The sequence below is a fragment of the Humidesulfovibrio sp. genome, from assembly GCF_030689645.1.
GTDB lineage: Bacteria > Desulfobacterota > Desulfovibrionia > Desulfovibrionales > Desulfovibrionaceae > Humidesulfovibrio.
This window is the reverse complement of record NZ_JAUYFU010000048.1, coordinates 262,027-275,703: the sequence shown is the minus strand read 5'-3', so window position 1 is coordinate 275,703 and position 13,677 is coordinate 262,027. Positions and strand designations below refer to the sequence as shown.

Here is a 13,677-nt window from a genome sequence, read left to right as displayed (position 1 = left end):
AGCCATGTCCATAGATCGGCTGCCCGGACCCCTGCGCGAGGTTGCCGAGCATCTTGCAAAATTGCCTGGGCTGGGGCCAAAGTCCGCCTTGCGCGCGGCTTTGGCTCTGCTCAAGTTCCCTCGCGAGCAGGCCGAGGGGGTTGGGCGCGCCATCCTTACCCTGCGCGAGCGCCTGTGCCTGTGCGGCACCTGCGCCAGCCTGGCCGAGAGCGATCCCTGCCCCATCTGCGCCGACGAGACCCGCAACCGCGAGCAGCTCTGTGTGGTTTCGGAGTGGGATTCGCTGCTGGCCCTTGAGGAAATGGGCCTGTACCGGGGCCTGTATCTTGTGCTGGGCGGACTTTTGTCGCCCTTGGACGGAGTGGGGCCGCAGGTGCTGGAGTTCGATCTCCTGCGTCGCAGGTTGGATTCCGGCCAGGTGCACGAGTTGATCCTGGCCCTTGGCTCCACTTTGGACGCCGAGAGCACTGCCTCCCACATCAAGAATATGGTGGCCCAGGGCTACCCGGGCATCGGCGTTTCGCGCCTGGCCCAGGGCATCCCCATGGGGGCGGAGGTGAAGTATATGGACCGCGAAACCTTGCGCCAATCCCTCATGCACCGCCAGGCGGTGTGACCCGGCCATGCCTGCCTCCATAAAGGCCGAGGTGCAGTCCGTGGTCTACCACAACCCGGAGAATGGGTATGCGGTGGCACGCGTGCGCGCCAAGAACGAGCCAGGCATCATCACCGTGGTGGGCTGTCTTGGGCAGTTGCAGCCCGGCGAGTTTCTGGAGATGGAAGGGGAGTGGAAGAACCACCCCAAGTTCGGTCGTCAGTTGGAGGTCAGCAGCTTCAAGCAGACCTATCCGGCCACCGAACACGGGGTGGTGCGCTTCCTCAAGAGTTCCTTGAAGGGCGTGGGCGAAAAAACCGCCGAAGCGCTGGTCAAACAGTTCGGCGTGGCAGTGCTCGACATTCTGGACACAGACCCGGACCGCCTGCTGAAGCTCAAGGTCATCACCAAGAAGAAGCTTGAAGGCATGGTCGAGTCCTGGCGCACCCAGCGCGAGATCAAGAGCCTCATCGTTTTCCTGCACAGCCACGAGGTGCCGCCCACATACGCCTCGCGCATATTCAAGCTTTACGGCGCCCAGAGCGAGGAAAAGCTGCGGGCCAATCCCTACGAACTGGCCTACCTCATCCGGGGCATCGGCTTCCGCACGGCGGACACCATGGCCCTAAAACTCGGCTTTGCCGAGGACGCGCCGGAGCGTGTCGAGGCGGCGCTGGGCTATGTGCTCATCTCCCAAGGCGACCGCGGGGGGCACATGTTTTGCCCGGAGGAGCAGCTATTCAAGGAATGCTCGCGCATGCTCGGCCTCGACAACGTGACGCTGCTTGAGGAAGGGCTTGAGTCCCTTGAGCGCAAGAAACGTGTGCACATTGAGGACCTGCCGGAGCAGGGCGTCACACGCGCCGTGTTCCTCATGAGCAGCTACCGGGCCGAGCGCGAGATATCCCAGCGGCTCTTCGGGCTGGTGAGCCACCCCTCGCCCGTATCGCGCTCCAAGGTGCAGCAGGCCCTGCCCAAGATCGAGGCGGCGCTGGGCTTCGACCTCTCCCGCGAGCAGCGCGAGGCGGTGTTCGAGGCATGCGTGAATAAGGTGTTCATCATCACCGGCGGCCCCGGCACCGGCAAGACCACAATCACTCGGGCCATTGTGGCCGCCCTTACCCAGTTGAAGCTCAAGGTGCGGTTGGCCGCGCCCACGGGCAGGGCCGCCAAGCGTCTTTCCGAGGCCACGGGCGAGCCCGCTCAAACCTTGCACCGCCTGCTGCTGTATTCTCCAGAGCACGGCTTTTACCACTGCGAGGACCAGAAGCTTCAAGCCGAGGTGCTGCTGGTGGACGAGGTGTCCATGCTGGACGCCGGACTGTTTCTGGCGCTCTTGCGTGCGTTGCCCGTCACCTGCCGCCTCATCCTGGTGGGTGACGTGAACCAGTTGCCGTCCGTCGGCGCGGGCAACGTCCTGGCCGATCTCATCAACAGCGGCGACGTGCCCAAGGCCGTGCTGACGCACATCTTCCGCCAGGCCCAGGAAAGTTCCATTGTCGTCAACGCCCACCGCTTCAACGCGGGGAAGTTCCCCGTTGCGAGCGACAAGGAGCCGCCCGAAGCCGACTTCTTCTGGATTCCGCAGGACAACCCAATCAAGGTGCAGGAGATGATCCTGGAGATGGTCTGCCAGCGCATTCCGGAGCGCTATGGCCTGAACCCCCTGCGCGATGTGCAGGTGCTGACCCCCATGCATAAAGGCGAGGTGGGCACCAGCGCCCTTAATAATCTCTTGCAGGAGCGCCTGAACCCCAAGCGGGGGCTGGAGCTCAAGCGTGGCTACGCCACCTTCCGCCCCGGCGACCGCGTTTTGCAGCTGCGCAATAATTACGACAAGGACGTGTTCAACGGCGACCTGGGCTGGGTGCATGAGGTTGACCCGGAAGAGGGTTCGCTTTCCGTGGACTTCGACGGCAACCTGGTGGCCTTTGACGCCACCGAGCTTGAGGACCTGACCCTGGCCTATGCCGTCAGCGTGCACAAATCCCAGGGCTGCGAATACCCAGCAATCGTGGTGCCCGTCGTTACGCAGCACTATGTGCTGCTCATGCGCAACCTGCTCTATACCGCCCTTACCCGCGCTCGCAGTCTGGCCGTGTTCATCGGTTCGGAAAAGGCGCTCACCATGGGACTCTCCAACATCACATCCGGCCAGCGCATGACGCATCTGCAGCACCGCATACGTCATATCTTCAAAGGCAACCTCCTGGGCTAGCACGCGGTTTTTCTCTCTATCCGCCCTTCACAACCGCATGCCAAGTGCGTATGTACTGAAAATGGCCCAGTAAGAACGCTACCTATCCTCACTCGAAAAGGAGACGCGCCATGTTGAGCAAGAAGATGGAAAAGGCCTTCAACGACCAGATCAAGTGGGAGTATTACTCTGCGTATTTGTACCTGTCCCTCTCCGCCTACTTCCAGAACCTTGGCCTGAAAGGCTTTGCCAATTGGATGGACGTGCAGTTTCAAGAGGAGCAGTTTCACGCGCGCAAGATGTTCGACTACGTGAACGAGAAGGGGGGGCGTGTCATGCTCCAGGCCATCGAGGCTCCGGGGAACACCTGGAAATCGCCGCTGGCAGCCTTTGAGTTCGCCCTGAACCACGAGTTTGTTGTCACCAAGCGCATCAACGACCTTGTGACCCTGGCCCAGAAAGAGAACGACCACGCCTCGGCCATCTTCCTGCAATGGTTCGTCACCGAACAGGTGGAGGAGGAGTCCAACTTCGGGGACACGGTGAACCAGCTGAAGCTGGTGGGCGATGGCGGCGGGCTGTTCATGCTCGACCGCGAACTGGCTGCCCGCGTCTTTGTCCCGCCTGCCGCAGCCTAGGGGCGCAGCAGTTGTTCGAATGCAAAAGGGGCGCTTCTGGCGCCCCTTTTTTTGGGCCTATGCCGCAGCTTCAGGATTGTCGTACGCAGGTGAGCTGTCTTGCCCCACTGGTTGAGTGCCCAGGGGGGGGCGACGGTCCCAGGCGTAGACGTTGCCGGGCATGGACTTGGCGTATTTCTTGACGTGGGCGGCTCGTTCACCAATTTCCAGCAGGGTGCATTGCCCGTCAATCTCCAGAATACCGATTGAAAGCGATACCAGGGGGTAGGAGCGCTCTACGCCGTCGCGTCCGGTTGCCACGACCTCGCCACGTTGGCGGTCCTCAGGGCTGTAGCAGGTGCGGATGATTCGCTTGAAGCAGCGCGTGGCGGACTGGCAGATGCGCTCCACGTTCTCCGGCTTGGTGAGCAGCACGAAGTCGTCGCCGCCGATGTGGAAGAGCTTGTCCGAGGCATCGCCATAGCGGCGTACCGCGTGGTCAAGAATTTCTGCTGCGAGCTTTATGACGCGGTCGCCATTCTTGAAACCATAGGTGTCGTTGTAGACCTTGAAGTTGTCCAGATCGGCGTAGGCGATGGAGAACCGTTTGCCTGAACAGATGCCTGCCTCCACCTCGCGCTCCAGGTTCACGTTGCCAGGCAGCCCGGTAAGCGGGTTGGTGCCCTTGGCCATTTCCACCTGCACATGGGCCAGAGTGTTCAGAAGTCGCTGCACGGTGACGATCCCCAGCACCTTGCCCTGACGCGTCACGATGATGTCGTCGTAGGCTTTGATATTCTCGCGCAGCATGGCTGATTTGGCCGTTTGCTCCACCGCCGTGGTCTCGTCCACAATGAGCGGGTGCCTGTCCATGATGGCGTCTATGGGACGCTTGGAGTAGAGGGCCGCGCCATACTGTGCGGAAAGTTGGCGGTTGAGCTGATACTCCATGATGAGCCCCACGGGAGTCTCCCGGTCCTGGTCGACAACCACGATGCTGGCCTGCTGGCGATTGATCTCGAAACTGTGCTGGGCGTCGGGCACCAGAGTGCCCTGAAGGCGGGTTTGGGCAGCCTCGATAAGGTTCCCGATGGGCATGAGGCAGGAGGTGTTGATGCGTGTCTGCTCCTGAGACTTGCGCAGGTAGGTCGTGTCCATAGAAAGTGGTGGCTTTGGCGTTGTTGGCCGCGCCAGGTAGTATCCCTGTCCGTAGTGCACACCGATGTCGATGAGGCAAGCGGCTTGGGCCTGTGATTCGATGCCTTCGGCGATGATCTTGGACCCGATCTTGTCCGCGAAAGTGACGAAGGTCTCAATGAGCGCGCGCTTCACCGGGTCTTTGTCGATGCCTTGGATGAGCGACATATCGACTTTGATGTACTCCGGTCGAATCTGCGCCACGCTGGTGAGGCCGGAATAGCCGGCACCGGCGTCATCCACGGCGACCAGATAACCTTGGCTGCGATAGTGGTCGAGGGTGCGGTGAAACAAAGCGAATTCCTGAATGCTGTGTCGCTCGGTGATCTCGAAAACGATATTTTCCGGCGCGAGGCCGACCTCGTTCAGTAATTCCAGGGTCTTGCCGTGTGTGAATTCCGGGTCGGCCATTGTTTTCGGGTGGATGTTCAGAAACAATTTTTGCCCCTGGTTGATGTTGCCCAGGCTGCGGATGGCTTTCTCCCGGCACAGGCGCTCAAGCGCAAAAAGCTTGCCGCTTTGCTCGGCGAAGTCGAAGAGCATCGCGGGGGACTGGAAAGCGCTTCCTTTGGGGCCACGCGTAAGGGCCTCCCATGCCAATATGGTGCCGTTGGAGAAGTCTGCGATTGGCTGGAACAGGGCGTTAAGGGTCCCTTCGTTCAGGATGGCGTTGAATTCAGAGGAAAGGGACAGCTGACTCAAATCCACGCGCATCCTTGCGCGCAGCCGAGCGTCACCAACGGCCCGGAACAGCCTGGATTCTGGGTTGGTGGCGGAATCCGCTGGGGAGTTCAGGTGCCTGGCGCAGCCGAATCCAAGGTCCAGCTCTCGCCCAGCCCATCGCAACAGGTAGGCGTTGGCTTCATGTTGGGCCACCAGCTTGATTTCATAGGCCGTATCATGTTGGGAGCGAGTATCGCCGCCGCGCGTGGGCCAGCAGAGCAGGTACTCGCCGGGTTCAAGCGGCATGCAGGTTGGCACGATGTGCAGGCGTTCGGTAACGGCCCTGCGCAATATCGTGGTGAGCTGTACCTCAATTTCCTGTGACAGCTCAGAACCGTAAAGCTCTTTTAATAGTGCAAAGTCCCGAACGTTAATGAGCATGATGTCGAAGTTTTGCCCGCCATGCAACAGCTCGCGCAAACGGCTTGGTGGCGGTGGAACGCTTTTCCGGCGCGTGTTGAAGCGGGTGTGCAGGGCGTTGGAGCAAAAATTCTTCAGCGCGGTCTTGAGCATTGTTTGACCTCATTTTGGATGCAGCCTTGTGGGGTGCCTTGAGCGAACGTTATGTGAAAGAGAAGTGATCCGTGTGACGAAGAGGTTACGGGTGGGTCATGATTGTCCGCAGGACGCAAAAAAGCCCGGCAGGATTCAACTCCTGCCGGGCTTTTGCTGTTCTTCTTGGATGCGTGGCTAGCGGTAGTATAAGTTGCGTCCGCCCATGGTCAGGAAGGCCTGGTGCATGTTGGCGCGAACATCGCGGCGGTCCCAGATATCCTGGATGTGCCCGCGCGACAGCGCCTTGTACGCGCTGTGGTAGTCAGGGGGAATGTCCATGCCCGTGGTCTCTCGGATGACGCCGGGACCAGCAAAGCCGATGCGCGAGCTGCGGACCGCGTACTGGTAGGGCGAGCAGCCGAGGAAGCTGGCCACCGGACCAGCGTAGGAGTTGGTGTCGTAAAGCACGATGTACAGGCCGCCCTCTTCAATGTAGCGGCGCACGGCCAGGGTCACGCGGGGCATCTGGATGAGGCCGTTGACGCCCTCCTGGATGCGGATGCCTGCGGTGCCGTGCACATAAGCCAGGAAGGGCTGGTGGCGTTTTCTCGCCAAGTCCAGGGCCCGGATGAGCTTTTCGCCCTCTGCCGAACCTACGGTGCCGCCGCGGAAGTTGGCCACAAGCATGCCGCAGGTGAGCCGGATGCCGCGGATGCTGGCGTTGAAGGTGACGCAGGAAGACTGCAGATGCGTCGTCTCCTTGGCCTTCTGGATGCGCTCGTCGAACTTGGGGAAGCCTGTGGGGTTGCCGGCGGCGATGGACTGGTTGAATTCGCGCACGCTGCTGCGGTCGAACACGTTGGCCATGTACCACTGGTATTCCATGGGAAAGTGATAGCCGCAGTTGGGGCACACGCCTGCGAATTCGCCGAACAGATCGCGAGTCCAGATGTCCAGGCAGCCGCGTGTGGCGGCGTGCGGGCAGGATACTTCGCGGTCGTCCAGGGATTTAGGGCTCACATAGGCCGGGCCGCCAGACTTGCCTGTGTCTCGGGTCGGCTCGGAAAGGCAGGTGAGGGCGGATTCGTCGCCGCTGCCGCCCCACTGTGGAATGCCCAGCATCTCCATGGCCTGGCAAGTCATGCGGTCCATTTTGCTGGTGACCACATGGATCTCGTCGGTGACATCCGTAGCCATGCGCGCGATTTTCTTCTGGTAATGCTTGAGTATCTCGTAGCGCACCGTGGAGTAGATGGAGAACAAAAACTCCATGTGCTTAGCGCCCAGGCGCTCAAAGATGCCGCGCTTGTCGATGTAAGCCTGGCGGGACATCTTGCGGTACTTCTGGTAGCGCCGCCAGACCAGCAATTCGCGGTCAGCCGGATCCATTTCCCAGCGAACGATGACGTCCTCGCCCACCTGCTTACGTTTGGAGCCGCGCATAGCCAGACGGCGCAGCAGGCTTACGCTCTGCACGCCGACAACCACTTCGTCCGTGGCGCGGATGACCGAGGCCCGCAGTTGCTTGAAGAAGTCGAAGTGCTCGTTTCTCGCGCCGAGGGGCGGTTCCTGCAAAATGCCGTCGATATAGCCGTTGCGCAGGTTGTCCTGGGCGGTGATCTGCTGGTGCTTGGCGCATTGGCCGATGAGTTCCGGGGTTGCGCGGGTCAGGCCGTGGAAGTTGCATTCGATGGCGGCTGCGCCTTCGGGGGAGATGACGGAATAGTAGCCGTGCGAAAACATCAGACGTTTGTCCGCAAGGGCGATGGCCTCGGCGCCGCCGCTGCCGCCTTCGGAGAAGATGGCCACAATGGGCACGTCGAGCCCGGCCATTTCATAAATGTTCTCGGCGATCTGCTGAGCCGCGCCAGGGTAGTCCTCAACAGGGTATGCGCCCGGCGTGGACACGTAGGCGTGGATGGGGATGTTCTCCCGAGCCGCGACCTTCATGTATTTTAGGGCCTTGGCGTTGCCCCAGGGCTTAATGGACCCGCCGTTGCGGAACTCCTGGCCATGACCCTTTTCCTGGCCAACCACCATGACCGGATGGTGGATGACGCGCTTGCCCACGCGGCGGGTTATGTACGCCCTGGCGATGAGCATGCCGGGGTCGATGGACACTTCGTCTCGCCCGCCGATCTCGGTGTAGTTGTCGTAGACGTTCTCCAGGATGTCCTTGAGACAGACGCGTTGCGGGTGCCGCACGATGCGCACCTTGTCCATGGGCGTGAGCAGGCCGTCCAGGTCATCCTCAAGCGCGGTCAGCCGTCGCGAGAGTTCCTGCGTCTTGTCGATGGACTCTTCAATGCTCAGGCTGTCGGCCCTCTGGCCCAGACTTATGATGTCCTGGCTGACGGCTTCCAGGCGTTCGCTGACGCGCGCGCCCATGATGTCGCGGGCGTAGGCCACGCGCTGCGTGAGTGATTCGAGACTTTTTTCAATATCCATGCGGCCGTCCCTGGCTGGCTAGAATTCCAGCAGATCCTTGGTTTTCTCGCGCAGGAAGGCGATGTTAGATTTAAGGGCCACACCCTGGGCGTCAACACCTTCGAGGACAAAGTCGTCCAGAAAGGCTGCGCCGCGCGCCTTGGCTTCCTCCAGATCCTTGCCCCAAATGATGGCCAGCGCCAGGTTCGGGTCGTATTCCGTGGGGATCTGGTAGGGGCGATCCTTGGGCACATGTGTGTGCATCTTGAGCCAGTCCTGCTGCTGCCAGGCGATCTTTTCGATTCGTCCGGTCCAGGGTGCGAAGCGGTTCTGCGTGTCCTCGGCGATGATGCGGTACTCAATGCCAACGCCGCCGAAGGAGACGTCGTCCTGGCTGTACCCCATGGGTTCGCCCAGGCCCAGGCGGATCTGTTCGCGAATGAGGTTCACGCCGTCCTGCCCCTTGATGCGGGCGATGGCGGCGGAAACGCCGTTCTCAACCTGGATGCGTGTATTCACTTCCATCAGGAAGGGATCGCCCTTGGGCGTCACGATCCATTCCCAGGTGCCCACGTTGTCGTACTTGATCTCGCGGGCGATGGACAGCGAATGGCGCACGATGTCGTCCATGACCTTGCGGGCGTCGAAGCTGTAGGAGAGGCCTTCAGGGAAGAATCCCGGTGCGGTCTCGATGCGCTTCTGGCGGCCTGGGCTCTGCACGGAGCAGTTTCGCGTGCCGAAGTGCACGGGATCATCGCCGCCGCGGGCGGAAACGATCTGCACTTCAAGGTGGTTGTAGTTGAAGATCCGCTGCTCGATGAGCACGCCTGGGTCGTTGAACTGGCGCTGGGAGTAGTTGCGGATGCGCCGGTACGTCTGGCGGAAGCGGTTCATGTTGTGGACTTCGTCGATGCCCATGCCGCCGCCGCCGGCGCTGGCCTTGACGAGCACCATGGGCCGGGCCACGCCTTGCTTCTCCTGGTAGTCGAAGAGCTGCTGGGCGATGGTTTCGGCCTCCATCTCGTCATAGATGGCGCGGTCGCTGCCCGGCACCGTGGGCACGCCGAGGGAGCGCGCAAGGCGCTTGGTGTTGATCTTGTCGCCCAGGTCGCGGATGACGCGCCAGGACGGTCCGATGAAGTGCATGGGGCGGGAGCGTTCAACCACGCGCCGGGCAAAACGGTAGTTCTCCGAGAAGAACCCGTAGCCGGGGTGGATGGCCGTTGCGCCCTTGGCATCGGCTGCGGACAGGATGTCGCCCGCGTCAAGATAGTTGTGGATGCGCACCAGGGCTTCTTCGCCGCCCAGTTCACGTGCGAGTGCCACGTGACCAGAGGCGGCGTCTTCCTTGGTGTAGACGGCGACGAAAGCCAGGTTGAGATCGCGGCACGACTGCATGATGCGCACGGCGATTTCGCCCCGGTTGGCGATGAGTACTTTGTGCTGGTCCCTGCTCACGTTGTGGTGTTCCTGTATGATGTTCGTGGTGGGAGTTGGACAGCGCCCTTTAGCCGTTCTTAAGCCTTCTGGCAAGTGGACCGGGCTGGTCCTGTATTGGCGGGGCCTTGAAGCAGGCCGCAAAGAGGCAAGGAAAGACCCCACCGCGTGTGCTTGCGGCGGGGCTTCCCTCGGGGCGTTGTCTTGATCGATCGGCGTCGTTTAGATGTTGATGTCGGTGATGGCTCCCAGGCTGGCCGCGTGGCCGCCAAGGATGGCCTTGTTGAAGTCGTAAGTCTGGGCCATGTCTGAACCAGGGCTGTCGCCGCTGTTCATGTAGTCGAAAGTCTTGGAGACGACGGCGGCCCCAAAGCTTTCTTTGTCGGTGATGGCGAAATTGTTGCCGGATCTCTGGCCGTTCATTGTGTCCAGGGTGGAGCTGACCACCTGAGCACCGATAGTGCTCTTGTCGTAGGCGGTGGACAGCCCGCCGATGGAATCGATTGACATGCCGTGACCACCTCCTTTACGCCGCAGGGTAAGACAACGCTTTCATCGTGTCCTATCGGCAAATCCTTAAAAAACTTTAGGGCGGGTACGAAAAAGCGCCCTCTTTGTTTGACAAGCGCGCTGCCTTCGTTAATACACGCCCCAGGCGGCTCATTGCCGCCAATATCTTCGCGGAACATCGCACAGGAGCAGCAGATGACGGATCAGGCACAGAACACCGGGGATCAGGAGCAGAGCTTCGCCGAACTCTTCGAGGCCAGCTATGCGGGACAGGGCGAGCCCTTGAACTTGGGCGACAAGATTTCCGCCCGCATCATTAGCATCGGCGCGGAGAGCGTCTACTTCGACACCGGCACCAAGATCGACGGTGTGGCCGACAAGAAGGAGCTCCTGGACGCTGAGGGCAACTTCCCCCACAAGGAAGGCGAAAGCATCGACCTCTACGTGGTCTCCAAGACCCGTAGCGAGATCGTCCTCTCCCGCGCCCTGGCTGGCGCTGGCGGGTACGAGATGCTCCAAAGCGCCAAGGACGCGGGCCTGCCCGTGGACGGCAAGGTGAAGGAGACCTGCAAGGGCGGCTTCTCCGTCGAGATCATGGGACGCCGGGCATTCTGCCCCGTGAGCCAGATCGACGCCCGCTTTGTGGAGAACACCGAAGCCTACGTCGGCAACACGTATCCCTTCCTTATCGCCAAGCTGGAGGAACGGGGCCGCAACATAGTTGTTTCCCGCCGCGCTCTCATCGAACGCGAGCGCCAGGCGGCAACCGAGGAATTCCTCGCCGCCATCAATCCCGGCGATGAAGTGGAAGGCACCGTGGTTCGCCTGACCGACTTCGGCGCTTTTGTTGAGCTGGCCCCGGGCCTTGAAGGCATGGTCCACGTGAGCGAGCTTGGCTTCACCCGCGTGAGCAAGCCGGACGAGGCCGTGAGCGTGGGCGAAAAGATCCGCGTGAAGGTTCTTGGCGTCGAGCCTGGCAAGAAGCCCGGCCAGATGAAGATCTCCCTTTCGCGCAAGCAGACCATGAGCGACCCCTGGGCCGACATCGCTGGCCAGTTGAAGGACGGCGAGAAGGCCACCGGCAAGGTGGTTCGCCTGGCCGACTTCGGCGCCTTTGTGGAGCTTCTGCCCGGCGTGGATGGCCTCATCCACGTGAGCGAGATGAGCTACAAGAAGCGCATCAACAAGCCCTCCGACCTCCTGAGCCCCGGCGACGTCGTTTCCGTGGTCATCAAGGAGATCGATCTGGTCAAGCGCCGCATCTCCCTGTCCCTGAAGGACGCCGAGGGCGATCCCTGGGTTGAGGTTGCGGCCAAGTACGCTCCCGGCACCCAGGTCACCGGCACCGTGGAGAAGCGCGAGACCTTCGGCATCTTCGTGAGCCTGGAGCCCGGCATCACCGCGCTCCTGCCCAAGTCTCGCATGGCCGTGGCCGTTGACCCCAAGCAGTTCGACAAGCTCCAGCCGGGCGACAGCGTCACCCTGGTGGTGGAGGACTTGCGCGCGGCCGAACGCCGCATCGCCTTGTCTCCCCTTGAGGTTCGCGCCGGTTCGCAGAACGAAGGCGGCGGCGGAGGCGGACGAGAGAATTCCGACTGGAAGAGTTATGCCAAACCAAGCAAGCCCGCTGAGAAGCCCATGGGGCTCTTGGGCGAAAAGCTGGCCCTGGCGCTGAAAACCAAGAAATAGCGAACGCAAACAAAGAGGGCCGGGTAATACCGGCCCGCTTTCATTAAAAGAGCAGGAGAAAAGACCGGCATGGCCGAACCTTACAAGATTATTTACAGCATGATGCGCGTGAGCAAGTTTTACGACAAGCGTCAGGTGTTGAAAGATATCTCGCTGTCGTACTTCTATGGCGCCAAGATAGGCGTCCTGGGCCTTAACGGTTCGGGCAAGAGCTCGCTCTTGCGCATTTTGGCCGGTGTGGACACTGACTTCCAGGGCGAAATCGCCCCTTCCCCTGGATACAGCATCGGGCTGCTGGAGCAGGAGCCCCGCCTCGACGAGACCAAAACCGTTCGCGAGGTGGTGGCCGAGGCCGCCCAGGAGACCGTTGACCTGCTCGCCGAGTTCGAGCGCATCAACGAGAAATTTGCCGATCCCATGAGCGACGACGAGATGCAGAAGCTCATCGACCGCCAGGCGGCCGTGCAGGAGAAGCTGGACGCCCTGGACGCCTGGGACCTGGACAGCAGGCTCGAGATGGCCATGGACGCCTTGCGCTGTCCCCCTGGCGACACGCCCGTGAGCGTCATCTCTGGTGGCGAAAAACGCCGCGTGGCCCTGTGCCGCCTGCTTTTGCAGAAGCCGGACATCCTGCTGCTCGACGAGCCCACCAACCACCTGGACGCGGAATCCGTGGCTTGGCTGGAGCACCACCTGCAGCAGTATGCTGGCACTGTCATCGCCGTTACCCACGACCGCTACTTCCTGGACAACGTAGCTGGCTGGATTCTTGAGCTGGACCGTGGCCGGGGCATCCCCTGGCAGGGCAACTATTCCTCCTGGCTGGAACAGAAGCAGCAGCGTCTGAACCAGGAGGAGAAGTCCGAAACCGAGCGCCAGAAGACCCTTGCCCGCGAGCTTGAATGGATCCGCATGAGTCCGCGCGGCCGCCACGCCAAGGGCAAGGCGCGCATCAGCGCCTACGAGAACCTGCTTTCCCAGGAGAACGAAAAGCTGGCCCCGGAGCTGGAGATTTTCATCCCCGCCGGTCCGCGCCTGGGCAATGTGGTCATCGAGGCCAAGGGCGTCAAAAAGGCCTTTGGCGACAATTTGTTGGTGGACGGCATCGACTTCAACCTGCCGCCGGGAGCCATCGTGGGCATCATCGGCCCCAACGGCGCGGGCAAGACAACGCTGTTCCGCATGATCACCGGCAAGGAGACCCCGGACGAGGGCACCCTGCGCCTGGGCGAGACCGTGCAGCTGGCCTACGTGGACCAGGACCGCTCCATGGACGCCGACAAGACCGTGTATGAGGTCATCTCCGGCGGAAACGACATAATGAAGCTGGGCAACCGCGAGGTCAATGCGCGGGCGTACATCGGCAAGTTCAACATCACCGGTTCGGACCAGCAGAAGAAGGTCGGCCTCCTCTCCGGCGGCGAGAGAAACCGCGTGCACCTGGCCTCGCTCCTGCGCGAGGGCGCCAACGTGCTGCTCCTTGACGAGCCCACCAACGACCTGGACGTGAACACCATGCGCGCCCTGGAAGACGCATTGGTGAACTTCGCGGGCTGCGTGCTGGTCATCAGCCACGACCGCTGGTTCCTGGACCGCATCGCCACGCACATCCTGGCCTTCGAGGGCGATTCCCAGGTGAGCCTGTACGAGGGCAACTGGAGCGAGTACGAGGCCGACCGCAAGGCCCGTCTTGGCGCTGCCGCCGAACAGCCGCACCGCATCAAGTACCGGCACCTGACGCGTTAAGAGAGTTTGATAATTCCGGGGCGGGGATTTCCCCGTCCCGGTTT

Annotated in this window: 9 protein-coding genes; 5 read left to right on the top strand and 4 right to left on the bottom strand. The window is 61.5% G+C overall.

Annotated features, from left to right (window positions below; translation table 11 throughout):
* Positions 1-10 precede the first annotated feature (10 nt).
* The 3 genes from recR (at position 11) to Q8O35_RS08140 (ending at position 3,430) form a co-directional block, all read left to right on the top strand.
* Positions 11-616 carry a recombination mediator RecR gene (gene recR / locus Q8O35_RS08150; RefSeq protein ID WP_305572194.1) on the top strand — a complete coding sequence of 202 codons (606 nt, stop codon included), beginning with the start codon at positions 11-13 and terminating at the stop codon, positions 614-616.
* Positions 617-623: 7 nt separating this feature from the next.
* A complete protein-coding gene (locus Q8O35_RS08145) occupies positions 624-2,813 on the top strand; it encodes an ATP-dependent RecD-like DNA helicase (RefSeq protein ID WP_305572145.1) in 2,190 nt (729 codons plus the stop codon).
* A 110-nt stretch (positions 2,814-2,923) separates the two neighbouring features.
* Entirely contained in the window at positions 2,924-3,430 is a 507-nt protein-coding gene (locus Q8O35_RS08140; protein ID WP_305572144.1) for a ferritin, read from the top strand.
* 57 nt (positions 3,431-3,487) lie between these two features.
* Here the strand turns inward: Q8O35_RS08140 and Q8O35_RS08135 are convergent, their stop codons facing one another.
* The 4 genes from Q8O35_RS08135 to Q8O35_RS08120 form a co-directional block, all read right to left on the bottom strand.
* Positions 3,488-5,842 carry a bifunctional diguanylate cyclase/phosphodiesterase gene (locus tag Q8O35_RS08135; RefSeq protein ID WP_305572143.1) on the bottom strand — a complete coding sequence of 785 codons (2,355 nt, stop codon included), beginning with the start codon at positions 5,840-5,842 and terminating at the stop codon, positions 3,488-3,490.
* A gap of 177 nt (positions 5,843-6,019) precedes the next feature.
* Entirely contained in the window at positions 6,020-8,272 is a 2,253-nt protein-coding gene (locus Q8O35_RS08130) for an acetyl-CoA carboxylase carboxyl transferase subunit alpha/beta (protein WP_305572142.1), read from the bottom strand.
* An 18-nt stretch (positions 8,273-8,290) separates the two neighbouring features.
* A complete protein-coding gene (locus Q8O35_RS08125) occupies positions 8,291-9,709 on the bottom strand; it encodes a biotin carboxylase N-terminal domain-containing protein (RefSeq protein WP_305572141.1) in 1,419 nt (472 codons plus the stop codon).
* Between the two features lie 201 nt (positions 9,710-9,910).
* On the bottom strand, positions 9,911-10,198 hold the full coding sequence (locus tag Q8O35_RS08120) for a hypothetical protein (protein ID WP_305572140.1): 288 nt from the start codon (positions 10,196-10,198) through the stop codon (positions 9,911-9,913).
* Positions 10,199-10,393: 195 nt separating this feature from the next.
* On the opposite strand from Q8O35_RS08120, the gene Q8O35_RS08115 reads away from it, so the two are divergent.
* Positions 10,394-11,887, top strand: coding sequence for a 30S ribosomal protein S1 (locus Q8O35_RS08115; RefSeq protein WP_305572139.1), 1,494 nt, complete (start codon positions 10,394-10,396; stop codon positions 11,885-11,887).
* Between the two features lie 69 nt (positions 11,888-11,956).
* Positions 11,957-13,633: an energy-dependent translational throttle protein EttA gene (gene ettA / locus Q8O35_RS08110; protein WP_305572138.1), complete on the top strand. Its 1,677-nt coding sequence runs from the start codon at positions 11,957-11,959 to the stop codon at positions 13,631-13,633.
* The last annotated feature ends 44 nt before the right edge of the window (positions 13,634-13,677 follow it).